The sequence below is a fragment of the Psychrobacter sp. Ps6 genome (genome assembly GCF_022129235.1).
GTDB lineage: Bacteria > Pseudomonadota > Gammaproteobacteria > Pseudomonadales > Moraxellaceae > Psychrobacter.
In genome coordinates this window covers 343,473-367,791 of sequence record NZ_JADQAI010000002.1, presented here as the reverse complement: position 1 = coordinate 367,791, position 24,319 = coordinate 343,473, and the positions used below count along the sequence as shown (strand labels likewise).

General features: G+C 44.2%; 20 protein-coding genes. 12 read left to right on the top strand and 8 right to left on the bottom strand.

Annotated elements, in window-relative coordinates:
- The first annotated feature begins 82 nt into the window (after window positions 1-82).
- Window positions 83-1,093 carry a helix-turn-helix domain-containing protein gene (locus I3255_RS04205; protein WP_238037163.1) on the top strand — a complete coding sequence of 337 codons (1,011 nt, stop codon included), beginning with the start codon at window positions 83-85 and terminating at the stop codon, window positions 1,091-1,093.
- 36 nt (window positions 1,094-1,129) lie between these two features.
- On the opposite strand, the gene I3255_RS04200 is transcribed toward I3255_RS04205, so the two are convergent.
- The gene (locus I3255_RS04200) at window positions 1,130-2,407 is read right to left on the bottom strand and encodes an LD-carboxypeptidase (protein ID WP_238037161.1); all 1,278 of its coding nucleotides are present in this window, start codon (window positions 2,405-2,407) and stop codon (window positions 1,130-1,132) included.
- 237 nt (window positions 2,408-2,644) lie between these two features.
- On the opposite strand from I3255_RS04200, the gene I3255_RS04195 reads away from it, so the two are divergent.
- Window positions 2,645-3,124: a DUF1232 domain-containing protein gene (locus tag I3255_RS04195; RefSeq protein WP_238037160.1), complete on the top strand. Its 480-nt coding sequence runs from the start codon at window positions 2,645-2,647 to the stop codon at window positions 3,122-3,124.
- Between the two features lie 176 nt (window positions 3,125-3,300).
- Here the strand turns inward: I3255_RS04195 and I3255_RS04190 are convergent, their stop codons facing one another.
- A complete protein-coding gene (locus I3255_RS04190; RefSeq protein WP_238037159.1) occupies window positions 3,301-3,606 on the bottom strand; it encodes a hypothetical protein in 306 nt (101 codons plus the stop codon).
- 92 nt (window positions 3,607-3,698) lie between these two features.
- The gene (locus I3255_RS04185; RefSeq protein WP_238037158.1) at window positions 3,699-4,247 is read right to left on the bottom strand and encodes a hypothetical protein; all 549 of its coding nucleotides are present in this window, start codon (window positions 4,245-4,247) and stop codon (window positions 3,699-3,701) included.
- Window positions 4,248-4,634: 387 nt separating this feature from the next.
- Between I3255_RS04185 and dnaQ the strand changes: the two genes are divergently transcribed.
- The 3 genes from dnaQ to nudC all read left to right on the top strand — a co-directional run bounded on the left by dnaQ (window position 4,635) and on the right by nudC (window position 9,142).
- A complete protein-coding gene (gene dnaQ, locus I3255_RS04180; protein WP_238037156.1) occupies window positions 4,635-6,248 on the top strand; it encodes a DNA polymerase III subunit epsilon in 1,614 nt (537 codons plus the stop codon).
- A gap of 146 nt (window positions 6,249-6,394) precedes the next feature.
- Entirely contained in the window at window positions 6,395-8,077 is a 1,683-nt protein-coding gene (locus tag I3255_RS04175; RefSeq protein WP_238037155.1) for a hypothetical protein, read from the top strand.
- Window positions 8,078-8,200: 123 nt separating this feature from the next.
- Window positions 8,201-9,142: an NAD(+) diphosphatase gene (gene nudC / locus I3255_RS04170; RefSeq protein ID WP_238037153.1), complete on the top strand. Its 942-nt coding sequence runs from the start codon at window positions 8,201-8,203 to the stop codon at window positions 9,140-9,142.
- A gap of 78 nt (window positions 9,143-9,220) precedes the next feature.
- Here the strand turns inward: nudC and I3255_RS04165 are convergent, their stop codons facing one another.
- On the bottom strand, window positions 9,221-10,150 hold the full coding sequence (locus tag I3255_RS04165; protein ID WP_238037151.1) for a DMT family transporter: 930 nt from the start codon (window positions 10,148-10,150) through the stop codon (window positions 9,221-9,223).
- A 93-nt stretch (window positions 10,151-10,243) separates the two neighbouring features.
- Here I3255_RS04165 and I3255_RS04160 point away from each other — a divergent pair, with 93 nt between their 5' ends.
- From I3255_RS04160 to I3255_RS04130, 7 genes are all read left to right on the top strand, one after another.
- Window positions 10,244-11,134: a LysR family transcriptional regulator gene (locus I3255_RS04160; protein ID WP_238037148.1), complete on the top strand. Its 891-nt coding sequence runs from the start codon at window positions 10,244-10,246 to the stop codon at window positions 11,132-11,134.
- Between the two features lie 302 nt (window positions 11,135-11,436).
- The gene (locus I3255_RS04155) at window positions 11,437-12,294 is read left to right on the top strand and encodes an RnfABCDGE type electron transport complex subunit B (protein ID WP_238037145.1); all 858 of its coding nucleotides are present in this window, start codon (window positions 11,437-11,439) and stop codon (window positions 12,292-12,294) included.
- Between the two features lie 91 nt (window positions 12,295-12,385).
- A complete protein-coding gene (gene nth, locus I3255_RS04150; protein WP_238037142.1) occupies window positions 12,386-13,081 on the top strand; it encodes an endonuclease III in 696 nt (231 codons plus the stop codon).
- 159 nt (window positions 13,082-13,240) lie between these two features.
- Complete coding sequence (locus I3255_RS04145; RefSeq protein WP_238037140.1) at window positions 13,241-13,837, top strand: DJ-1/PfpI family protein; 597 nt, start codon at window positions 13,241-13,243, stop codon at window positions 13,835-13,837.
- A 161-nt stretch (window positions 13,838-13,998) separates the two neighbouring features.
- Window positions 13,999-15,165 carry a methionine adenosyltransferase gene (gene metK, locus I3255_RS04140; RefSeq protein WP_238037137.1) on the top strand — a complete coding sequence of 389 codons (1,167 nt, stop codon included), beginning with the start codon at window positions 13,999-14,001 and terminating at the stop codon, window positions 15,163-15,165.
- Window positions 15,166-15,240: 75 nt separating this feature from the next.
- Window positions 15,241-15,600, top strand: coding sequence for a DUF3144 domain-containing protein (locus I3255_RS04135; RefSeq protein ID WP_101205642.1), 360 nt, complete (start codon window positions 15,241-15,243; stop codon window positions 15,598-15,600).
- A 219-nt stretch (window positions 15,601-15,819) separates the two neighbouring features.
- On the top strand, window positions 15,820-16,161 hold the full coding sequence (locus I3255_RS04130; protein ID WP_238037134.1) for a hypothetical protein: 342 nt from the start codon (window positions 15,820-15,822) through the stop codon (window positions 16,159-16,161).
- A 104-nt stretch (window positions 16,162-16,265) separates the two neighbouring features.
- Here the strand turns inward: I3255_RS04130 and I3255_RS04125 are convergent, their stop codons facing one another.
- From I3255_RS04125 to clpB, 4 genes are all read right to left on the bottom strand, one after another.
- Window positions 16,266-17,918 (bottom strand): BCCT family transporter, encoded by a 1,653-nt coding sequence (locus I3255_RS04125; protein ID WP_238037133.1) that lies wholly within the window; start codon window positions 17,916-17,918, stop codon window positions 16,266-16,268.
- A 243-nt stretch (window positions 17,919-18,161) separates the two neighbouring features.
- The gene (locus I3255_RS04120; protein ID WP_238037130.1) at window positions 18,162-19,805 is read right to left on the bottom strand and encodes a BCCT family transporter; all 1,644 of its coding nucleotides are present in this window, start codon (window positions 19,803-19,805) and stop codon (window positions 18,162-18,164) included.
- Between the two features lie 166 nt (window positions 19,806-19,971).
- Window positions 19,972-21,237, bottom strand: coding sequence for a PQQ-dependent sugar dehydrogenase (locus I3255_RS04115; RefSeq protein WP_238037127.1), 1,266 nt, complete (start codon window positions 21,235-21,237; stop codon window positions 19,972-19,974).
- Window positions 21,238-21,428: 191 nt separating this feature from the next.
- Entirely contained in the window at window positions 21,429-24,026 is a 2,598-nt protein-coding gene (gene clpB, locus I3255_RS04110; RefSeq protein WP_238037124.1) for an ATP-dependent chaperone ClpB, read from the bottom strand.
- Window positions 24,027-24,319: the final 293 nt, after the last annotated feature.

The following is a 24,319-nucleotide window of genomic DNA, read 5'->3' as shown; positions in this document are numbered from 1 at the left end:
GGTCAAATAAGACGAAATTTTAAGAAAAACTCATTAAAAACACCCTGTTTTTAACAAACACACCTAAAAATGCGAGAGCCTTATGCCTTATTTCAAACCGTTTAAAGTAATCATTCTTGGCTTCGATGGTGTGCTTGGGAGCGTGCTCGCTGGCGCCTTAGATCTGTTTTCATTTACAGGGGTCAGCTGGCAGCGATTTTTAGATGAGGATGTAGAGCCACGATTTAAGGTACAGATCGCAAGCCTTGGCGGCGGCGCTATCAGATGTAGTAATCGCTTAATGGTTCATGCCCATTGTGATATTCGAGACGTGACGGAGTGCGACTTGTTACTGGTGCCAACCATTGGCGATTCTATTGATAAGGTATTGAAGCAAAACAGTGAGCTGCTTCCGCATTTAAAGCGACTGGCCAATACCAATGCAGATATTGCCAGCAACTGTAGCGGGGCTTTTTTCTTGGCGGAGGCAGGATTATTAGATCATAAAGTCGCCACAACACATTGGGGCTATGCCAATAAATTTAAGACAGATTTTCCACTGGTGGACTTACAAGAGAACCAGTTTGTTACTCATTCAAGTAATGAGTCTGGCAATATTTTTTGTGCAGCAGGCGGCAGTGCTTTTTATGATTTAGGACTGTTACTAATAGAGCGCTACTGCGGACGGGAGATCTCGACACAAGTAGCAAAAACTCAGATTATTGACAGCAAGCGAGGTAATCAAAACAGCTATACCAACGTGACTTTGCACAAGCCGCATTCCGATCAGTTGGTCAAACAAGTCCAAGAATTTATCGAACAAAACTTTCAGCAGCCAATACAAGTTAGTAGTTTGGCTGCCATGGTAAACATTACCCCACGTACCTTGAATAGACGCTTTCAAGCCAGCGTGGCGATGCGACCCGTTGAGTATATTCAGGCTGTCAGAATTGAGCAAGCAAAACGCCTCTTGGAATCGGGCGATGTGACGATAAAGTCGCTGGCGGATCAAGTCGGCTATGATGATATCTCTTCGTTCACACGATTGTTCAAACGTGCGACAGAATTAACGCCCAAAGAGTATCAAGACAAGTTTTCACGGCTGGCGATTTAAGATTATTCGTGTCTAATGTTTATGGATACTTAGTGTTTAAGCCGTCTGCCATAACCCTTCCACATTGATAGCATCCGCCTTGATGGCGGGATAATCGGTGAATGCTAACTGATAGCCGCCCGCTATATTAGGAGTCAGCTGACAAGTCGCCCCAAGCGGAAAGCTGTGTTTTTTGCCGATATGACCGAAACGCATGCCACTATATATCGGTAATCCGGTCAGCTTATGCAATTGACGAATGACTGTGGCGACATCATAGCGCTTGTCATAGCTGTCCTCACCTGAACCAGACAATGCGCCAAATACAATCGCCTGTTGACCTTTAAACACACCAGCTAAATACAAGTCATACAGCATGCGTTCAATACGGTAAGCCTGCTCGCCCACATCCTCTAAGAACACAATACCGCCCTCAATGCGCGGCAAATACTCACTACCTGCCAGCGCAGACACCACGCTCAGATTGCCACCCCAAATCGTACCAGTGAGCACTTTAGGCTCGCCTGCTGTGAGTATGGTAGGCAATTGCTGACTGGTTAGAGAGGCATCTTGTATGGTGATCATGAGGTTAGGATTGGTTAAGGCCTCAGCGAACTGGCGACAGGTCACTTGATCAGGTGCCGTTTTGCCAAACTCACTATATAGCATCGGTGCCGCAAGCGAACTCATCGCCCCTTTTGCCAATAGCGCACACTGAATAGCGGTCACATCACTGAAGCCTGCGAGTATCGTGCCGCGCTCTTTCATAATACGCCCAAGCGTTGTCCAATCAATCATCGGTAATATTCGCATCGCTCCGTAACCACCGCGCACACCCAGTAGCAGCTTTGGCGCTGCTATCGCTCCGGTCGCAAGGTTTTGAAAATCACTGGCACGCTGCGAGTCCGTACCCGCAAAACGCAAATACTGACGATTGGTAATATCAGGATTATTTATTTTAAACCCCGCACAAGCCATACGATCTAATGCCAACTGATTGCGCTCATCACTACCGCCCACGTTAGAGCTGGCAAAAAGTCGGGTTTCAATCGTAGGCGTGGTGCAGCTTGTGATTAGGGAGGTTTGCGCTGAGCGCTCATCCAACAACGCAGGCAGATCGTCTTTGGTCAGCTGCGAGCTATTATTAGACTCAATGAGACTGGCAGCGAATACGTGAGAAATACTTTGAGTCGCCAATGCCGCAGCACCTGCGCTAACCCCTATTCGACGCAAAAACTGTCGACGGTTTAGGCCAACACTAAGCTCATCAGCTAGGTTTGATTGTAGGTTTTTATCTTTTATTGACTGCTGGATGGACGGTGTTTTTGAACCCATACGTTGTTACTACCTATACATTTTTGTTTTTATGATTTATACATTGTCATCTTTTTGCAGCAGCGCACATCACAAATGACGCTGTCATACTCAAGCATTGTAACGCATCTTGCCAGCAGTCAAGTTACCCAAGCCTTTACCTATATTTACTTTTTCGCTACCGAGACACACAACATGGGGCGAGTATATTTGTTACTGTAAATACAAATTCATCGCAAATAAACAAAGGCAACAATTATGTTTACCAAGAAAAATGATAAAGAAAAAACACTCGTTTCTAATTTGAAATACTTGATTGGAAAAGAAGACAAACTTAAAGAAAAGCTAGAGGACAATAGCTACCTTGAACCTTTTAGCGATGACTTGATGCTATTTATGAGTCTAATCAAAGATTACTATAAAGGTGACTATCGTAAGATTCCTTTTAGAACCATCTCAGCTGGCGTGGTTGGGGCAATTTACACACTAAACCCTATTGACCTTATCCCAGACTCTATTCCGTTTATCGGCTATATCGATGACGCACTTGTACTCAAATTTTGTTTAAAACAAGCCCAAAAGGATTTGCAAAAATATAAAGTGTGGAAACAAGAGCAAGGGGATGCCAAAAGCAAGCCAGTAGATGAAAAAGATATTGACAACATCAGTAACGACAAGACCAGCACTGATGAAGAAGATGATAATGAAACCAGTACTGATCTCAAAAAGGCTTCGTAACTATTTATGTTTTAGCCGATAATTATGTCTTAACTGCTAATTATCGGTTAACTGCTAACTTCTTAACAGGTAAAGAATTGCAGTCTTAAAAAAGCCACAGCCATTCACATTGGTTGTGGCTTTTTGTTGCTTTAATCAATCTGATGCTGAACGATTAAACCTTTAAATATCAGATTTTAATTCGGCACATCATAGCTTGCTTTTTCTGGATTGAGCCCAAACGAATACACAAAGGTTGCCACGAGGCTGTTGACAATAATAAATGGTAAATCGATCGCAGCATGACCAAGCGCATAGCGACCAATCAACCACGAAACAATCAGCATAACGATAAAAAACCCACCCAAGTACGCCAAAATGGCCGGATGCTTGAGATTATAAGGCTGGTCAGTCTTATGCTGTTTTTCTAATACATACGTTCTTATCGCCCAACCCGCTGCATAAGAAAACCCACCTAACACAACATAACTAAAAAAATTCATATAGCTTGACTCTACTGGCATGACTGTTTATAGCAAAATACGATCTAGACAAATCCTATTGATCATCAATGATATCTATGAGCAATACTTATCTAACTACTCTCATTCACATTATCGATAATGATGTTAGCGTGTGGATTGGCCAATATATCGGTATTGACATCGTCACACTCTACTCGATAAATGGTGTTAGCACCTCGGTAAATATAAGACAAGTACTCACTGTCTAAGAGTGGGTCGATATTGGCATAGGCGGGCTTGACATGCGCCAGCACGAGCACTCGATCAGGACGCCCGATCACCGCATCGACATTGTCTGGATCAATAGAGAAAAACTGCGGTATGTCACTATTTTTAATCACTTCTAACGCTTCAGGCTCATCCCAAACACGCTTAGCACTTGCAGGCTCTTTCATCTGCATTACCCAAGCACCGTCTTGTTGGCTAACCTTTATTTGCGCAGGCTCATCTTGACTCACCGTATAACAACCGGCAAAGACAGATAAATCTGCGGCAACTTCGGTATCTACTTTAGTACTGCTGTTATCACTACAGCCACTCAAAAGAAGCGCTGTGCTGGCCGTAGCACTGAGCATCAGATACGTCAGTCGCTTATAAAAAACATTTGAGCATAAAGACATAATAAAGCTATCCTGCGGTCATGTATGGGAGACTTGCATTGAGCGCGTTGTCATAAAAAACTATCAAATAGCTATCTACAAATATTTTCTGTGGATACTATTGTGACAAATGTGACAAAGACAGCGCGCTGGTATTGGCTTCTTTAAAAGCATTTTCGCTAAAAAATAGACGCTTTTTAGCGAACCAAGCTATTTTAACAGAAAACAATCAGGTTACTATTGTGTTATGCGTTGCCATCGCTGGTTTTGCGATTTTGTGCGTCACGACCACCCATATTTACGATAGATTTGTTATACTCACAGCGGCACTAGCATCGTTCAATTAGCATGAGCGCGATGCTCTAATACCACTTTTATGCTTACTATTTATTAGGTTTATACATTTCTATGTCAGACAACCGTAACGCAATGCCACACTCTAATACAAGCAACGCAACTGATGCGTTAGCCGCCAAGAAAAACACAACGGTAGCGTATACTGACGGTGCCTGCAAAGGCAATCCCGGTGCTGGCGGTTGGGGCGCGCACCTTATATTTAGTGATGGTAGTACGCAGGATTTATATGGCGGTGATACAGAAACCACCAATAATCGCATGGAACTCATGGGTGCGATACAGGCCCTAACACATAGCTCACATGAGCAAAAACTTGAGATTTGGACAGACTCTAGCTACGTCCAAAAAGGCATCACCGAATGGATTGAAGGCTGGAAGAAAAAAGGCTGGAAAACAGCCAGTAAAAAGCCAGTTGCCAATCAAGACCTTTGGCAACAATTGGATATGCTATGTCAACAGCGTGATGTTGATTGGCACTGGGTTAAGGGTCACGCTGGACATGCCGGTAACGAAAAAGCAGATGAACTGGCAAACTTAGGGGTTACGTCAAACAGTGGTCACTCCTCTATGATAAAAGAATCAGACGCACCTAAAAAAAAAGACCGCATAGCGACTGATAAAAAACCTGTCACCAATGATGATTGGCTAAAGTTCGACCCGTTGGGTCTAGATATGGTAGATGACGAGTTTGACGAAGATGTGTCAGAAGATGAGTTACTAATCAATGACAGTCACCATAGCCATGAAAAACGTATGATAAATGATGATGTCATGGTAGAAACTGCCCAATATCAAGACAACGCACCCAACACGATGAGTAACAAAGCCATGCCAGAAGCCCAAACACCCATGAATGATACCGTCATGACTAGTGATATGCCACCTATAGATACTGATGCACCCAAGTTTGATGGGGATACTAGCCGTGCCAACCCTCATTTCAAACCGCTATTGCCAAAGCCGATACATCGTCATGAAACAAATCGTCAGCTCATCATGGATACAGAGACTACAGGACTTGACGCACTAAAGGGCGACCGTGTCATCGAGGTCGGTATTGTTGAGATGGTTGGGCGTAAATTTACTGGTGAAAAACTACACGTCTATATCAATCCGCAGCGTGGCATGGATGAGGAAGTCATTCGCATTCATGGTATCTCTGAGGCATTTTTGGCCGACAAGCCTACTTTTGATCAAGTTGCCCAGTCATTGTACGACTTTATGGATGGTGCTGAGATTATCGCTCACAACGCCACCTTTGATATGAACTTTCTCAACATGGAGTTTGCTAAGGTCGGTCTAAATGACTTTGCTGAGCGCGTACAAGTGACCGATTCATTGGTCATGGCAAAGCAGCAGTACCCCGGACAAAAGAACACGTTGGACGCCCTCGTACGTCGTCTGGATGTTGGTAAGCAAGACCGTACTTTTCACGGGGCTTTACTTGACTCAGAGATTTTAGCCGAAGTTTATTTGGCAATGACTGGTGGACAAGTGACGCTCGCCATTGAAGAGGACACGCAATCAGATGGTGGGCAGACTGCCCATGCCAGCTTTGCTAATTTGGCCAATTTATTGCTAGCATCGACGTCAGATGAGACTACCAATCAAAGCTGGTACGCTTCTCTTGCAGAGGACTACCCTGAGCTAAAAGCCAATATGTAGCTGCTATATCAATCCTGCATTACACTGACATTTGTACAATATAATCTTGATTATTGTCATATAAAGCGTTAAAACATCACTAACACCTATTTTTTGATATTTTTATACCATTGCTATTCTCATCAGTACATTATGGAAAAATACTTATGGACCAGTCTGCGCAAATGAAGTTAACCGCCCCAACGCTTAGTGTTACTGATTTTAACCTGCCATCACTTCATTTATTACATGATGAGGTTATCGCAACGCTTAAAGATACTGAGATTCATCTGAGCGAGTTCAATGACGATAGTAGCCAAGCACCTTTGTTGGCAGATTCTATTGACGTACTAAAGCAGCTGTCTTGTATTTTTAAACTGATTTCTCTTGTCGGTGCGGAAGTGTTAAACAATGCGATCGTCGATGGTTTGCAGCGCCTTTATGATAGCGGCGACAATGATGATACTGCGCTTATCATGGATTTATCAGAAGCCATCATGACTCTAGATCGCTATGTCGAGTTTGTCTTATTGACTGAGTCGGTAGAGCCGACTTTGTTATTGCCAGTGGTTAACAAGCTCAATGCTCATGTGCAAAAAGCACCCATCACCGTAGAATCTTTTTCTGCTTTTGGCAGCAGTAGCGTCATCATTGCCAACCCTGAAAAAAACTTCGAACCACTAAGCACACTTAACCTAGACACAGAGCTGCTAACTTACGCCTATCGTAGTGGTCTTGGCGTTGTCCTACTCAATCAAGACGGCAACATCAATTCAAACGATCAGCAAAAACTCGATGCCATGAGTGCTGCCTGTGCGTTGATCGCAGCAAATACCAACAGTCTGTTTTGGCAGGCAGCGACTACTGCCGTGACTGATATCGCAGCGGTCTTGCCATTGAACTTAAGCCAGAAGCACACTCTGATTTACTTAGAGCAGCAATTTCAAAGCTACTTACCAGTGATGGACACGCGTTTTGCAGACTTGGTCAATTTTGCCTGTCAGCGTGATACGGTTGAGGCGCAGCAGCTTCGTGAGCAGTATGCAAGCAACCATCTAGAAGGTGCTCAGCTTGAGGAGATGAAGCGTTTCTTGTTTGGTCCCAATCGCGCGCTGACCGATACGTTGAACGACATCATTCAATCTCAAATTAATACCATCAAAGAAAATGTGGACAGCTACGCCCGCGGCGACTCCATCAATCCTGTTGATATGCAAACTGCCCAGATCATTGAAGAGTTGACTGAACTGAGCTCAGCCTTGCGCTTGTTAGGACTGTCCAATGCAGCTGACAGTCTTAGCACAGCGGCAAGTGCAGTCAGCCGTTGGCAGGCGCCTTCGCCAGATGATTTCGATCACTTGCTACTGGCATTGATGCATGCAGAGAATGCTACGATTGCCATGGCAGAGATGCATACCCCAGGGGCGATTTATTTACCATTAAATAACCAACATATCTCATTGCATCAGCTCAATACAGCATATGATACTCTCATACAAGAAAGCCGTACCGCCATTGCCAGTACCGAACAAGCCATCAATGACTATTTGGCAGAGCCTGAACGCGATATGCTTAATATCCAGAATATACCGGGAATGATGCGCCAAGTGGCAGGCGCATTGCGTTTTTTACAATTACCAACACCCGCCAGCATGCTTGGTCAGCTAGCCATTTATATTGAAAAACGCATAGAGAGTGGACAACGTATCGAAGACGATACACTGGCTTATATTGCTGATGTTATTATGGCGGTCGATCATCATCTGGATGGTTTTGAAAATAATCGCCCTGTCAGTAAACAAGCGCTTGATGTTGGCCAGCAGAGCTTGAGTCATCTACTTGCGGCTTAACACGCTTTGGACAAGTTTTATCGTCGTTATTTTGCGGCGATGAAATTTAATCGGAATACTTTACATTAAATAGGTCTGTATCTAAATCGATACGGACTTGCTTCAAATTGTTTGGAATTTTTTATGGCCCATGCTTTTATATTGAGTGATGACACCGTTTTATGCCGTCAAATGCCAGATGGTTGGTGGCCATTACAAATCCAACTACCACAGAGTAGTACTGGTTCAGACGAGCAAGCTTATCGGCTCGGTCACGTGACGCTACATGAGGGTCTATCGCCAAATCATTGGCAATCTGATGATAATGATATTAGTAGCCTTTCAGCTGATTTGATCAGTCACAACAATGACCAAACTTTCACTGCGCCGTCCACTACTGCCATGACTTATGATTACGCAGTCGCTCATAACGTGACGCTGCCTATCATCGCCGAAAGCAGTACTGATACGTTTGTTCCTTATCGACAGCTAATGCCCCATCTGCCTGTCGCCCTATCAGATCAGATCAGCCAAGCGATACAGTTACTAAGGTGGCAAGCAGATACGCAGTTCTGTAGTCGCTGTGCCAGTCCTACCGTACATGCTGACCAAGGCGAGCGCGCCATGGTTTGTCCAGTATGCCAGCTGCGCCAGTATCCTCGCGTGCAGCCGTGCGTGATTACCGCTATCACTCGCCCAAACCCAGTGACAGGTGAAATGCAAATCTTACTCGCGCACCACCATCGACATGGACAGCAAAAACTGCCGCCCATGTATGGTTTGATCGCAGGGTTTGTTGAGGTCGGTGAAAGCCTAGAGCATGCAGTGGTACGTGAAGTGGCAGAAGAGGTCAATATCAGCGTGGCAGATATTCGCTATGTAAGCAGTCAGCCTTGGCCTTTTCCCTCCAATTTAATGCTTGGGTTCCGTGCCTCTTATGCCAGTGGCGATATCATCATTCAAGAAGATGAGCTGTCGCATGCTGATTTTTTTGATCTCTCAAATCTGCCCAAGATTCCGCCAAAGGGCAGTATCGCTCGAGAATTGATCGATCAGATTGCCAAAGAACAAGGTATCTTGTTGTAAAATTAAGTGACACTGACACTGACACTGACACTGATAATTCGTTTTAGCGACTAATGTCAGTGCCTACTGCGTCTTACTTTAGACATTATGGACAGTCAGGCGTTGATGTTGCCATTTTACGAGTCTGGGTATCAATAGCCCTGCAATCACAATCGCCATGCCTAATAATTGTAAAGCAGTCACTTGCTGACCGTAAGCAAAGGCCGTAAGCGCAGCAAACACGGGCACAAAATTAAAGAATAATGACGCATTAGCAGCGCCTAATTGCTTAACGCCTGATATCCATAGTAGATAACCGCCAACCGTACCTAAGACGCCAATAAATATCAGGTCACCAAAGACACTGCCACTGATGGCTAAGCTTTCTTGCAGTGGATGTACCTCTGCACTAAATAACACCATAAGCGAGATCACCCCAAGACCGGACAGCATACCGACCAAGGTATAAGGAATCATCGGCATCCAGCGGCTGATTCCTTGAGTCAGATAAGTATAGAGACTCCAGCACAGCATACCTAAAAAGATCATTTGATCGCCGTGGTTAAATTCAAACCCTAGCAGTTTGGCAAATGCGCCATCGGTCAGTACCAGCAGTACGCCAGAGAGACAAACCACCAAACTAAACAGCGCGCCTTTGGTAGGAAACTGTCGCTGCGCTATAGAGCCAATCAAAGAGGTCACTAGCGGGCTAAGCGCCATAATCAACGCACCGTTGTTAGCATTGGTCTGTTCAAGCCCCGTAAACAAGCCCAAGTTCAAGCCGCCAACACCAATGATGGATACACCAATCGCCCACGCCCATTGTTTGGGTGTGAGATTAGGGATTGGCATGTGCTTATATTTTGTATAAAGATACAGACACACCGAGGCAATGCTAAAGCGCCACATGACTAAGGTTAATGCATTTACTTCACTCAAGGCATGCTTGCCAACAGGAAAACTTGCGCCCCAGAGAAACGTACACAGTAATAAATATAGGACGGCGGTGGTGTTCGCTGAACGGCTCATATTACATCCAAAAAACTTGCGAAAAGATAACCACCAGTGTATATATTTTAAATACGGTATAAACAAGCAATAACGAGAGCATAGATTCCGAATATGAAATTTAACTACTCCCTCGATGACATGCGCAGTTTTTGCGCGGTTGTCCGCTACGGCAGCTTTCGCCAAGCCTCTATAATGCTTGATATGCCCCTATCGACATTGAGTCGCCGCGTTGCCAAACTAGAAGCAGATCTGGCACTTAGGTTGCTTAATCGCGACGCGCACCGTGTACAATTGACCCATGCAGGGCAACAGTATTATAAAAGCAGCGCCCATCTGTTTGATGAATTAGAAAACATTGCGTTTTGCTTACTACAAGATAAAAATGAGGCCAAAGGTACAATCAGAATCAGCGCCCCTGTCAATTTTGGTAGTGATATTTTAGCGCCGCATTTCAATGCTTTTTTAAAGCAATATCCAGATATCCATTTAGATTTGCGTCTGTCCAACCAAACCATTGATATCGACGCGCAAGCTATTGATATCGCTTTTCGCATTGGTGAACACAGTGCCGATCACTGGATTGGGCGGCAGCTGACCAATATTCGCTTTATCATTTGTGCAGCCAGCGATATCGATGTCTCTGGTATCCAAGCGCCCAATGATTTAGCAGGCTACCCTACGGTATTGTGCACCCCTATGTCTACTTGGCATCTACAGCATCGTACAACGGGCGAGGTACAGACGCATCAGCCAACAAACAATATACGTCTAAAAGTTGATAATATTAGTTTACTAACGAGGGCTATTGCGGATGGTATCGGTCTGGGTTTCATCCCCGATTATGATGCACAGCCTTTGATCACATTAGGTGGTTTGCAACAAGTATTGCCTGATTGGAATAACCAACCTAGAGGCTGCCAGATGCTTTATCGCGACCGTGATAACATGCCGCATCGCATGCATCTATTGATTGATTTTATCCTTAAGCGTTTTGGTAAGTAGACATTCCGAAAGCGCTCATTGTTTCCAGAATAAATGCATCACGATATCATTGCTCTTATACTTATACTTTAACGTTTTAACTAGGTTTTTGACCCTGATGTTTTACGGCTTTAAATGTGTTAATCTTCGCAGCGCAACAGCGATCAACACGTCTGGGTCATTGACCATTTGACATAGAACGTCAGTATAAAGACCCATAATTTGCCTATAAAACATGCAATGAATAGTCACTTATCTACCTAGCCACTTACAGACATAAGTGACAATCGCTAATGATGACCGATACTAAGGCCAGTAATACCATGTCCCAAACCGACACCCATCCTCAAAGTAGTGAACAGACACGCTTGGCAGACTTACCGATATTGTTTAAGTCGCTGCACATTGACACTCTGGCAAATGATGTACAAGAAAAAATTGCACGCGTTGATGCTTGTCTACCGCAAACGCAATGCGGACTTTGTGAGCATCCAGATGGTTGCTTGCCATATGCAGCTGCTATCGTATTAGAGGGTGAGCCATACAATAAATGTGTGCCTGGCGGTCAACCCGTGACTGATGCGATTGCTCAAACAATTGGGATAGATACTCATCTAACAGCCGCGCCATCACAATGGCCGATAGACATGACATCAGGACGTCCAACAGAGGTTCGTGCTGTAATTCGTGAAGACGACTGTATCGGCTGCACCAAATGTATTCCGGCTTGTCCAGTGGATGCTATCGTCGGTACTGGCAAACACATGCATACGATTTTTACCGATTTGTGCACAGGCTGTGAGCTATGTATCGCACCCTGCCCTGTTGATTGTATCGACTTGGTCGTCGTTGAGCGCGAGCTTTCTCCTCCTGAGCGAGTAGCTGAACAAGAAGATTTAAGACAGCGCTACCACACGCATCTTAAACGCGTGACAGAACAATTGGCTGATACCAGCAATAGCAAACCTGTGGTCAGCATGGTAGAGGCCAAGCTCAACAATGCAGCGAGCCAATCGCTAAATATCAGCGAAGCACAAGCAAAGAATACCATTGCAGCGGCTAAACTACGTACCAAAATCAAAAAACTAGAAAAGCAGCTCAGCGTGCGCGCCAATGATAAAAAACAAATGGAGCTTGAAGGCTTGCAAGCAGAGCTCGAATCATTACAAGTAACGCTTTGATTACGTGATTGATACTTTAATAACTCATATAAATGCCATCGCTAGCATATAATTTTGCAACATCACTCACTAAAATAATAGTTAAAACACCATGAGTAAAACGGTCAAACATAAAACAGCCGATACACCGCCCTCTAGAAGAATGCCCAATCGCGATGTACGTCCATTTTTCGAAAAGTTGGCAGCGACGATTGATGAGCCTGTCACCGAGCTCAATTATGGTAGTAATTTTGAGCTACTCATCGCGGTTATCTTATCTGCACAAGCGACTGATGTGAGCGTCAATATTGCTACCCAGCAGTTGTACCCCGTGGCGAACACGCCTGAAGCCATACTGGCACTGGGTGAAGAAGGCCTCAAATCGTATATCAAAAATATTGGCTTATATAATGCAAAAGCCAAAAATGTCATCAAAACCTGCCGCGATTTGATTGAGAAATTTGATAGTACCGTCCCTGACAACCGCAAAGACCTAGAATCATTGGCTGGTGTGGGGCGTAAAACCGCCAACGTAGTGTTGAATACTGCCTTTGGTCAGCCAACCATGGCGGTCGACACCCATATTTTCCGCGTGGGCAATCGTACTGGGCTCGCCACTGGTAAAAACGTACTTATCGTCGAAAACAAACTGGTCGAGCGTATACCCGATGACTTTATCGTTGATGCGCATCATTACCTTATTTTGCACGGGCGTTATACCTGCCAAGCACGTACGCCACAATGCGGCGCTTGCCCCGTTTATGAAGAATGTATGTTTAAAGACAAGGCGACGTTTTTAGAATTATAATAAGCACAGGCGATTTGCTGTTTGAGTATTGACTGCTTAGCATTTGAGTAATGTGTGTTTTGGTTTTATGAACAGATAGAGCGTTGATGCTGTAATGACAAGGCGACCTTAACGTGATGGCTTGTCTTTATAAAAAATACTTTCAAATAAGGATGCCACATGCATACGATTACTGCGCTAGTGTTTGACGATTTTGAAACCTTAGATTTATTCGGACCAGTTGAGATGTTTGGGAGCTTGCCTGAGCATTATCGCATTCAGTTTGCCTCGATGGTTGGTGGTGTTATTCACAGCAAGCATGGCGTGGCGATGCAAACGACTGCAACCGCAGCGTTAGCGTATGAAACGAATATTGTCTTAGTGCCAGGTGGATTTGGTACGCGCCAGCTAGTCTATGACCTCTCTTTTTTGCAAACGCTCACAATCCTCGCTGATCAGGCTGATTGGGTACTGAGCGTCTGTACTGGTAGCGCTTTGTTGGCAAAAAGTGGTGTATTAGATGGCAACCAGGCCACTTCTAATAAACTGGCATGGCAATGGGTGGTTTCTCAGTCGAATCAAGTTGATTGGGTCAAGCAAGCACGCTGGGTGGTCGATGGTAAGTTTTATACCTCATCGGGGGTTAGTGCAGGCATGGATATGGCACTTGGTTTTATCGCTGATAGACATGGCGTCGATACAGCCCATCAAGTTGCACAACACACTGAATTCCGTTGGCAAAAAAATAGTCATATTGATGACTTCTACCGCCCTTAATCCATAACCAGTTACCTCATAACACCATCCATTGCTAGAGTTTTGCCTCGATACACGGTAAAATATGCTAATTTTTTGATTCGTTTTCGTCTTTTATTTTTTATACATTTAATAATGACTGAGTTTGTCAACTACAGTCCCTGCAATTAAGCGACCCCATTATGCGTGAATACAACTTATTTACCTCAGAATCTGTGAGCGAAGGCCATCCCGATAAAATGGCTGATCAAATATCAGACGCTATCCTTGATGCTATCTTACGTGAAGATTTGCATGCACGTGTGGCCTGCGAAACCTTGGTGAAAACAGGCGCGGTCATACTTGCAGGTGAAATTACCACTACCGCCAATATCGATTTAGAGCGTCTGGTACGCGATACGGTCAATGGCATTGGTTATCACCACTCAGATTTGGGTTTTGATGGCGAGACTTGTGCCGTTATCAATATGCTGGGTAAGCAGTCTCCTGAAATTGCTCAAGGTGTCGATCGTCATGACCCTGAGGAGCAAGGTGCAGGCGATCAAGGTTTAATGTTTGGTTACGCCAGCAATGAAACTGATGTATTGATGCCAGCCCCTATTGAATATGCCCATCGTTTGATGGAGCGTCAGTCTGAGCTGCGCCGTGCAGGCGAGCTGCCTTGGCTCCGTCCTGATGCCAAAGCGCAAGTAACTCTAAAATATGAAGGTAATACACCATCTGCAATTGATGCCGTTGTCCTATCGACGCAGCATGATCCAAGCATCTCGCAGTCAGATCTGCAAGAAGCGATCATGGAGTCTATCATCAAGCAAGTGCTACCGGCTGACCTATTACATGCTGGTACACGCTACCATATCAATCCAACAGGTAAGTTCGTCATTGGCGGTCCAGTTGGTGATGCAGGTTTGACGGGTCGTAAAATCATCGTTGATACTTACGGCGGTATGGCGCGTCATGGTGGCGGCGCATTCAGTGGTAAAGATCCTTCAAAAGTAGATCGCAGTGCTGCTTATGCCGTACGTTATGTGGCCAAAAACATCGTCGCAGCAGGTCTTGCTGATCGCTGTGAAGTACAAGTGAGCTACGCAATTGGTGTCGCTGAGCCAACGTCTATCTCTGTCAACACCTTTGGTACGAGCAAAATCAGTAACGATGAGATCATTCGCCTGATTCGTACTCACTTTGATTTGCGTCCTTATGGCATCACTCGTATGCTGAACCTGTTGCAACCAATGTATCAGCAGACGGCTACCTTTGGACATTTTGGTCGTCAAGGCTCAGAAACTGCCTTTACGTGGGAAAAAACAGACAAAGCTGATATCTTAAAAGCAGACGCTGGTTTATAAGAGTCATTACGTTGAATCATTTACAAACCGTCTTTATATACTAAAATTATCGACACTTATTATTAGGAGCAGCTTATGTCTCAAGACAGCAACACTCAAGACAACAATGTGGATGCAAGCATTGAAATCACCCCTGAAATGCAGGCATTTTACCAACGTGCTGATGCTATCATCGGTGTCGCCAATAGTCAGCTAGGCCCTGATGCCCATTCAGGACAAGTAGGTGCTTCTTTGTTGTATGCTGCCGCACGCTATAGCGCCTCTGTTGCCTCGATTGGCTTCGTGAAAGGCGATGATTTTGCCAAAGAAAAAGACGATATCGTCGAGTTTTATGTCAAACAGTATCGCCAGATGTTAAGCGACAACTTGACAGATTATGCACAGAACTTTGATAAATACGTGCAGCTAAACCAAGACGACAAACCAGCTGAATAAGCCAATCTCGCCCGTTTAGATGCTCTCTTATTAAGAGAGTAGCAAATAAAGTACACAAAAAACCCAAGCTAAATTAAGCTTGGGTTTTTTGTGCAAAATGATTGAGTAGACAGCCATCGATTAAATATTATAATGTTTTAAGCGCTTTACCAATATCACAATAACGCTCACGAGCGATAGCAGGACGCTATCGAACGCCATTATTAAGGAAATGTAATCATGCAAAAAAATCTATCCAAACGACTTTCGGTACTGAAACCATCATCACTTATATTGTCATTGGTACTTGCATTGACAGCTTGTAGCTCTACACTTAATACAGCTACGCCCACTACTGTGCATGCTCAATCAAGCACGAACAATAATAGCCAAATGCTTGAAAACACGCTGACCCAATGTCCAACCTCTCACTCTGAGAGCACCATGTGTACCATGCAATATGACCCTGTCTGTGTAAAAACGACAGTTGGCTCAGTAATAAGCTACCGTACTGCTGGTAATGCTTGTTCAGCCTGCAATATACCTGAGGCCATCGGTTATACAAAAGGCGAATGTAGTTAACCTATAAAGCTTTTTTACTACCAAACATATTTTGAGTATTCATAAAAAACACCCAGCTTATGACAAGCTGGGTGTTTTTGTAGCTAGAAAATAAACTCTAAAGCTTAAGCATCTTTCTCAACTGCTGGTGGGCCTTTTAGCAATTCTTCATCACGGAATTCATTGGCCGAGTTATGCTCTGCTGACTCTTCTGTGGTGAACCATTGCTGATTGCGATATAGTATTAAGCGATCTCGACTGAGACCGCGCAGTAGAGAGTACATCATCACGACGATCACAATAGCAAAAGGAAAGCCAGAAACGATCGATGCCGCTTGTAATGCACTTAAACCACCTGCTGCTAGTAATACAGCTGCGATAACACCTTCAGAACCTGCCCAAAATAAGCGCTGGATCTTTGGCGGATTGGTATCACCACCTGATGTCAGCATATCGATGACAAAACTGGCTGAATCTGATGAGGTAACAAACCATAGGACAATCATCACCACGATGAGCAAATTGACTGCACCCGTCAATGGATAAGACTCCATCAACTTAAAAATAGCACTACCTGTATCCGCTTGGACAGCTTCTATCAGACCTGGACTAACCAGATTAGGATCTGCTGCTGCCACCAGCTCCATATTTACCGCAGCACCACCAAAAGCAGTAAACCACAAGAACAGTATCGTGATAGGAATTAATAGCACTCCTAATATAAACTCACGGATGGTACGGCCACGAGAGATACGTGCAACGAATACCCCAACGAATGGCGACCAGCTAATCCACCATGCCCAGTAGAAAATCGTCCAAGACGCTTGCCAGTTTTCTTCTCCTCTATAAGACTCTGTCCATAGACCTAATGGTACGATTTGATGCAAATAGTTACCGATGTTTTCTACGAAGCTGTTAAAAATAAACTGCGTAGGCCCAAAGATAATCACGAAACTTAGCAATATCACAGTGAACAATATATTGGTATCACTTAGACGCTTGATACCTTTATCCAACCCCATAAACAGAGATAACCCTGCCAGCATGGTAATAAGACCAATCAAAATAATCTGCACCGTAATATTATTGGGTATACCAAATAACGTCTCAAGACCTGAGTTAATCTGCAAGACACCAAGACCTAACGTGGTCACTACCCCAAACATTGTACCAAATACGGCGAGCGTATCTACCGTATGTCCCCAACCGCCGTAGATCTTTTTACCCAATATTGGATAAAGTGTCGAACGAATAGCCAGTGGTAAACCTACTCGATAATGAAAATATGCAAGCGATAGCGCAACCATGCCATATAGCGCCCATACATGTAGACCATAATGTAGGAACGAGATATTCATCGCTTGCTTGGCAGCGGCAACTGTCTCCGCCTCGCCTAATGGTGGTGCCATGAAATGATACAACGGCTCAGCGGTGCCCCAATAAAGCAGCCCAATACCGATACCTGCCGAAAACAACATACCAACCCAAGAGATCAGATTGTACTCTGGCCTCTCATTCTGATGACCAAGTCTGATATCGCCATAGCGGCTAAATATCATATATATACTCATGACCAGTGTTAAATTGACCACGACAATAAAGAACCACCCAAAGCGCAAAGAGACAAATGCTTTTGCTTGGTTAAATACTACTTCTGCTTGTTCGTTGAATAAAGCACCAAAAATAATGAACGCCAGTATCAAAATTGCTGACGTCAAAAATACAGGTTTACTTACCCGCGGAAAAGGGCCTAATCGGCCAACTTTTACATGTTCCATAGGTATATCCCCAAAAAAAGTGCGCCACCATACCAATATATAAGATATTTATCAAATATAGCCCTTAAAAAATAGTAGCTAATGTATAGAAATAGTAACGGCATTTTGAAGATTGTTTTAGTCAAACTACACTTTTTCTAAATAAATCTGAATGATAATTTTCCACAAAAAAGCCCCAATTTAACAATAAATTGGGGCTTTTATTAACGATTAGAACAACGGTTAAAATAATGATTTTACTGCTTAGTCACCCTTAACAATCTTGGGTGGGCCTTTGAGTAAATGCTCATCAACAAACTCATCTGCAGAGTTATGATCTGCTGATTCATCTGTAATAAAGCTTTGCTGCGCTCGATATAGAATCAAACGGTCACGGCTAAGGCCCCGCAACAACGCATACATTATGACAAAAACCACTAAAGCAAATGGCAATCCTGCTACGATGGCAGCTGCCTGCAAAGCAGACAATCCACCAGCCGCTAACAATATAGCAGCGATAATGCCTTCTGTGGTTGCCCAAAACAAACGCTGGACCTTTGGTGGATTGGTATCACCACCAGCAGTCAGCATGTCAATAACAAAACTGGCCGAATCTGATGAAGTCACAAACCAAAGCATAATCATGACAACAATCATTAACGTAATCGGTTTAGCTAATGGGTAGTATTCAACCAGCTTAAAGATTGCACTACCCGTATCTGCTTGTACTGCTTCAACCAATCCTGGGCTAATACCTGTCACAGCAGAGGCCAGCTCCATGTGAATAGCTACGCCACCAAAAGTTGTGAACCAGAAAAACAAAATAAGCATAGGGATTAATAGCACCCCAAATGTAAACTCACGGATGGTACGACCACGAGAGATACGGGCAATAAAGATACCAACGAATGGTGCCCAGCTCACCCACCATGCCCAATAAAATATCGTCCAAGCACTTTGCCAATCTGTTCCACTATAAGACTCGCCCCACGTACCCAAAGGTACGATCACGGTCAGATAGTTACCGATATTTTCGATAAAGCTATCAAAGATAAAGAGCGTCGGCCCTAAAGCCACCATAAATACCAATAAAATGATTGTAAAACCGATATTGATATCACTAAGGCGCTTAATACCTTTGTCCAGACCCATCATAACAGAAGCGGCTGCAAGTGCTGTGATGAAAGCTATCAAACCGAACTGTACAGTGAGACTATTCGGCGTGCCAAATAGTTTCTCAAGTCCAGCATTGATCTGCATCACTCCAAGCCCAAGTGAGGTGACCACACCAAACATCGTACCGAACACAGCCAAGATATCGACCGTATGCCCCCAGCGACCATAGATTCTTTTGCCGAGTAAAGGATACAAGGTTGAGCGAATCGATAAAGGCAAACCGCGGCGAAAATGAAAATACGCTAACGACAGTGCCACAATCGTATAAATGCCCCAAGCGTGTAGACCCCAATGCATAAATGAGATATTCATCGCTTGCTTTGCAGCTTCAACCGTTTCGGCCTCGCCCATTGGTGGCGCCATAAAGTGATACAACGGCTCCGCTGTACCCCAATAGACGAGACCAATACCAATACCAGCAGAGAACAACATACCAATCCAAGAAAACAGATTGTACTGCGGTCGCTCCGTTTGGTTGCCTAAACGAATATCACCATAGCGACTCATTCCTAAGTAAATGCAAAGCCCGAGCGCTGTATTCACTAAGATAATAAATAACCAACCGAACTTATCGGTAATGAAATTCTGTAAAAAACTAAAAACGGCCCCTGCTGTTTCAGTGAAAAGCGCACCGAAAATAATAAATCCAACGATCAACAGTGACGAGGTAATAAACACAGGTTTACTCACCCGTGGAAAAGGTCCTAATCTGCCTACTTTTACTTCTTCCATGTGCAAGTCTCAAAATTTAAGGAATATTACCTTAACAAAATAGGCTTTAACTATCAATCAATTACAAAATAAAACTTGATAAAACCTTTAACTTATTCTAATAAGATTGATAGTTTTTTTAAAATGTCTACATAAATACAGATCGAAAAGCAGCTTTATCATGATGTTATTTAGGCAATAATCTGAGTAATCGTCCACCGTCACCATCTTCCAATGCCCACACTTGTCCATCAACTGCCAGCACGCTACGAACACGCTCACCCATGTCATAACGATATCGTTCAGTAGCACTATCATCTTCATCGACACTTACGACAATAAGCGCTTTTGATGATAAACCACTGATTAAAAAATCGCCTTGTAATGCTGGAAAGTCATTGTGGCTACCAGCCGTATATAGACTCAGTGATGACGGTGAAATAACGGGTGTCCATGTGATTTTAGGCCTTTCAAACTCAGGGCGAGTGTCGTGATCTGGGATTGGTGTGCCTGAATAATTACGACCATTTGATACAATCGGCCAGCCGTAGTTTTTGCCTTTTTCAATCAGATTAAATTCATCACCACCCTTTGGCCCCATCTCGTTTGCCCAAAGCCTGCCGCTTTCATCAAATCTTATGCCAAGCACATTGCGATTACCCATTGTCCAAAACTGAGAGGCAATGTCATTGCTATCATTGACAAATGGATTGTCTTTTGGCACCGAGCCGTCAGCATACAATCTAATAATCTTACCTAGATTCATGCTCATATCTTGTGCAGGTTCTTTTTTCTGGCGTTCTCCTGAGCTGATATATAGATACTGTCCGTCAGGTGAAAACAATAAGCGATGGCTGTAGTGACCTTGCCCCGTGACTTTTGGAGATTGCTCCCAAATAGGCGTGATGGCCTGTAGTGTGGGCGCATTCGTACCTAATCCTGCAAGCGTCGCTTTGATTACTTTTGCCCCAAACTTATTACTATCACTTCCCTTTCCTGCTTCTACGTAGCTGATATATACAGCATTCGAAGTCGCATAATCTGGCGCTAATATAATATCTCCCAAACCACCTTGACCACCGTAGGCCACTTTAGGAATACCTGCTACTTGTGTTTTGCTACCCGTCGCGGTATCTACAATGAACAGCTCCCCTGTTTTTTGCGTCACCAGTAGTTTGGGCGCTTTGCCATCTGTACTGGGTAGTGCTGTCATGGCCCAAGGCTCATCAAAAGTTGCAACCGCTTTGGTTGTAAACTCAGGCTTGTCTGCGCTAACTTGAGCATCACTTGTCTGCACATCTGCTTTGGAGGTTTGGCTCTCTTTCTGTTCTGGCACGTTGTTGCTGGTATTGACGGTTGCAGGATTGGAGCAAGCTGATGTACTAAACAATAAAGCCGCAATGAGTAACGGCGATGTTAAGGGCAGACTTACACGTTCAATAGGGGTTGTCACTGTTTTGTCCTTTCTATCCGATTGGCATTTTTGGTCATCCATTTATTTATAGCATAGTCTTGATATTTAAATGGTAAAAAAACAGTAACGTAAAATACCACCGTAAACGAAAAACCCCTTACCTACGATTGTAGATGAGGGGTTTGTTTTAAACGTACAGTTGGGTTATAAAGACGTCAAAGCTAAAGTGATTAGCTCATTCTAAGCTTATCAAAAGTTAGCTTGTCGTCAGCACCAACATCGACTTTGATAATGTCACCAGCGACAAAATCACCTGCTAATAGTTTCAATGACAATGGGTTTTCGATCTCTTGCTGAATGGCACGCTTCAAAGGACGAGCGCCATAAACTGGATCATAACCGACGGCAACCAATTTATTCATCGCATCGGCTGATAGCTCAATATCCATCTCACGCTCTTGGATACGCTGACGTAAGCGATTCAATTGAATATCAGCAATACCTGCCATCTGCGACATACCAAGCGGATGGAAGACCACAATCTCGTCAATACGGTTGACGAACTCTGGACGGAAATGCTGCCCAACCGAATCCATCACTTCCGCTTTGATATCCTCGTAGCTCTCGCCAACCATTTCTTGGATCTTATGCGAACCCAAGTTACTGGTCATAATAATGACGGTATTTTTGAAATCTACCACCCGACCTTGCGAATCGGTTAAGCGACCATCATCCAATACTTGCAGCAAGATGTTGAACACATCAGGATGCGCTTTTTCTACTTCATCGAACAATATGACGCTGTATGGCTTACGGCGTACCGCTTCCGTTAATGTACCGCCTTCTTCATAACCGACATAACCTGGAGGCGCGCCCACTAAGCGGCTAACGCTGTGTTTTTCCATATATTCACTCATGTCGATACGTACGATCGCATCTTTAGAGTCAAACAAGAAGTTCGCTAGTGATTTGGTCAGCTCTGTCTTACCAACACCAGTAGGTCCTAAGAACAAAAACGAGCCTGAAGGACGATTGGGATCAGACAATCCTGCACGGCTACGACGTACCGCATTGGCCACCGATTCGACCGCTTCGTTTTGACCGATAACACGCTCATGGAGCTTTTCTTCCATTGCGATCATCTTATCACGCTCGCCTTGCATCATTTTGCTGACTGGAATACCAGTTGCGGCTGCCACCACTTCTGCAATTTCATTGTCGGTGACTTTGTTCCGTAGCAGTTTGACACCGTTACCTTCACCTGTTTGCTCTTTTTGCTCAGCCAAATCAGACTCATGAATACGACGTTCTAACTGCGGAATGGTTTCGTATTGCAGCTTACTCATGGTCTCATAATCGCCTTCGCGGCTGGCTTTGTCATAGGCAATACGGGCCTTATCTAGCTCGTCTTTTAGCTGTTGACTGCCTTTGACCAGTGCTTTCTCTGCCTGCCAAACCTCGTTGAGATCAGCGTACTCTTTTTCTAACTCTGCTATTTGCGCATCGAGCATTTTACGCTCGGCTTGCGCGCCAGCATCCTCTTCGTTTTTGAGTACTTCGCGCTGCATTTTTAGCTGAATGAGGCGGCTATCAAGCTTACCTAATGATTCAGGTTTACTGTCCATCTCCATGCGCAGACGACTGGCCGCTTCATCAATTAAATCAATCGCCTTATCTGGTAGCTTACGATCAGTGATGTAGCGATGACTCATACGCGCAGCAGCGATAATGGCACTGTCTTGAATGTCGACGCCGTGATGTAGCTCGTAACGCTCTTTTAGGCCACGTAATATCGCGATGGTGTCTTCAACCGTTGGCTCATCGACCAACACTTTTTGGAAACGCCGCTCAAGCGCAGCATCTTTTTCGATGTACTTGCGGTACTCGTCCAGCGTCGTTGCACCGACACAATGCAGCTCACCGCGTGCCAATGCAGGTTTTAGCATATTACCCGCATCCATCGCGCCTTCAGATTTACCCGCACCAACCATGGTATGCAGCTCATCAATAAACAAGATGACGTTGCCTTCTTGCTTAGCCAAGTCGCTCAATACGCTTTTGAGACGCTCTTCGAACTCACCGCGGAATTTTGCGCCTGCAATGAGCGCACCTAAATCTAACGACAACACTTCTTTACGGCGCAGACCTTCTGGCACGTCACCATTAATGATTTTTTGTGCCAAGCCTTCAACGATAGCCGTCTTACCGACACCCGGCTCACCGATGAGCACAGGGTTATTCTTGGTACGGCGTGACAGCACCTGAATGGTACGGCGAATCTCTTCGTCACGGCCAATCACTGGATCTAGCTTGCCAAGCTCCGCTTGTTCAGTCAGGTTGATCGTATATTTGTTGAGTGCATCACGCTGATCTTCTGCGTTTTGGTTATTCACCGTATCATCGCCACGCAGCTGCTCAATCACCGCTTTTAGTTTGCTAGCCGTTACGCCTGCACTTTCAAATATCTTTTTGGTTTCACCCTGCTCAGCAAGTGCCAACATGACCCATTCAGTCGCGATAAAATCATCGCCTTCTTTTTGCGCCTGACGATCTGCCAAGTTCAAGATTTTTACCGAGTTTGGGTTTAGGTTGACGTCACCTGTCGGCTCCGAAATGGTCGCTTGGTTATCTAGTGCTTTGGCAACGCCATTTTTTAGCGCTGGAATAGAAGCACCTGCTTGTTGGCAAATAGATAAATTAGACTCATCTTGTAGCAATACCGCAAGCAAATGCACAGGATCAATACCCGTATGATCGCGACCTAATGCTAGGCTCTGAGCTTCTTGAATGGCGGATTGCAGTTTTTGAGTAAACTTCTCAAATCTCATGTTTATATCCTTTTATAATTGGTATTATCAGTAGGCCTTCTAGGGACCCTCTTAGTTTAGTGCCCACTGTTATCTGTCACTTATATAAGGTATATACACACCTATTTCAAGACAATTACCAAATAAAACCTTACTTAAGACAATGATATTTATTATTAATAATATTTAAATAAATTATTAATAATAATTAAAGCAAGTTTGGATATAGGAAACGTCATCTTATTGATATAAGTTAAAGAGAAATCGCCGTTGAATATGGTAATGAGCAATGCACTGCACTTATTGACCATAGA

Excerpts from the sequence above, each read along its gene's own strand:
- I3255_RS04205 (WP_238037163.1), top strand. The coding sequence starts at position 83 with ATGCCTTATTTCAAACCGTTTAAAGTAATCATTCTTGGCTTCGATGGT.
- I3255_RS04200 (WP_238037161.1), bottom strand. The coding sequence starts at position 2,407 with ATGGGTTCAAAAACACCGTCCATCCAGCAGTCAATAAAAGATAAAAAC.
- I3255_RS04195 (WP_238037160.1), top strand. The coding sequence starts at position 2,645 with ATGTTTACCAAGAAAAATGATAAAGAAAAAACACTCGTTTCTAATTTG.
- I3255_RS04190 (WP_238037159.1), bottom strand. The coding sequence starts at position 3,606 with ATGAATTTTTTTAGTTATGTTGTGTTAGGTGGGTTTTCTTATGCAGCG.
- I3255_RS04185 (WP_238037158.1), bottom strand. The coding sequence starts at position 4,247 with ATGTCTTTATGCTCAAATGTTTTTTATAAGCGACTGACGTATCTGATG.
- dnaQ (WP_238037156.1), top strand. The coding sequence starts at position 4,635 with ATGTCAGACAACCGTAACGCAATGCCACACTCTAATACAAGCAACGCA.
- I3255_RS04175 (WP_238037155.1), top strand. The coding sequence starts at position 6,395 with ATGGACCAGTCTGCGCAAATGAAGTTAACCGCCCCAACGCTTAGTGTT.
- nudC (WP_238037153.1), top strand. The coding sequence starts at position 8,201 with ATGGCCCATGCTTTTATATTGAGTGATGACACCGTTTTATGCCGTCAA.
- I3255_RS04165 (WP_238037151.1), bottom strand. The coding sequence starts at position 10,150 with ATGAGCCGTTCAGCGAACACCACCGCCGTCCTATATTTATTACTGTGT.
- I3255_RS04160 (WP_238037148.1), top strand. The coding sequence starts at position 10,244 with ATGAAATTTAACTACTCCCTCGATGACATGCGCAGTTTTTGCGCGGTT.
- I3255_RS04155 (WP_238037145.1), top strand. The coding sequence starts at position 11,437 with ATGTCCCAAACCGACACCCATCCTCAAAGTAGTGAACAGACACGCTTG.
- nth (WP_238037142.1), top strand. The coding sequence starts at position 12,386 with ATGAGTAAAACGGTCAAACATAAAACAGCCGATACACCGCCCTCTAGA.
- I3255_RS04145 (WP_238037140.1), top strand. The coding sequence starts at position 13,241 with ATGCATACGATTACTGCGCTAGTGTTTGACGATTTTGAAACCTTAGAT.
- metK (WP_238037137.1), top strand. The coding sequence starts at position 13,999 with ATGCGTGAATACAACTTATTTACCTCAGAATCTGTGAGCGAAGGCCAT.
- I3255_RS04135 (WP_101205642.1), top strand. The coding sequence starts at position 15,241 with ATGTCTCAAGACAGCAACACTCAAGACAACAATGTGGATGCAAGCATT.
- I3255_RS04130 (WP_238037134.1), top strand. The coding sequence starts at position 15,820 with ATGCAAAAAAATCTATCCAAACGACTTTCGGTACTGAAACCATCATCA.
- I3255_RS04125 (WP_238037133.1), bottom strand. The coding sequence starts at position 17,918 with ATGGAACATGTAAAAGTTGGCCGATTAGGCCCTTTTCCGCGGGTAAGT.
- I3255_RS04120 (WP_238037130.1), bottom strand. The coding sequence starts at position 19,805 with ATGGAAGAAGTAAAAGTAGGCAGATTAGGACCTTTTCCACGGGTGAGT.
- clpB (WP_238037124.1), bottom strand. The coding sequence starts at position 24,026 with ATGAGATTTGAGAAGTTTACTCAAAAACTGCAATCCGCCATTCAAGAA.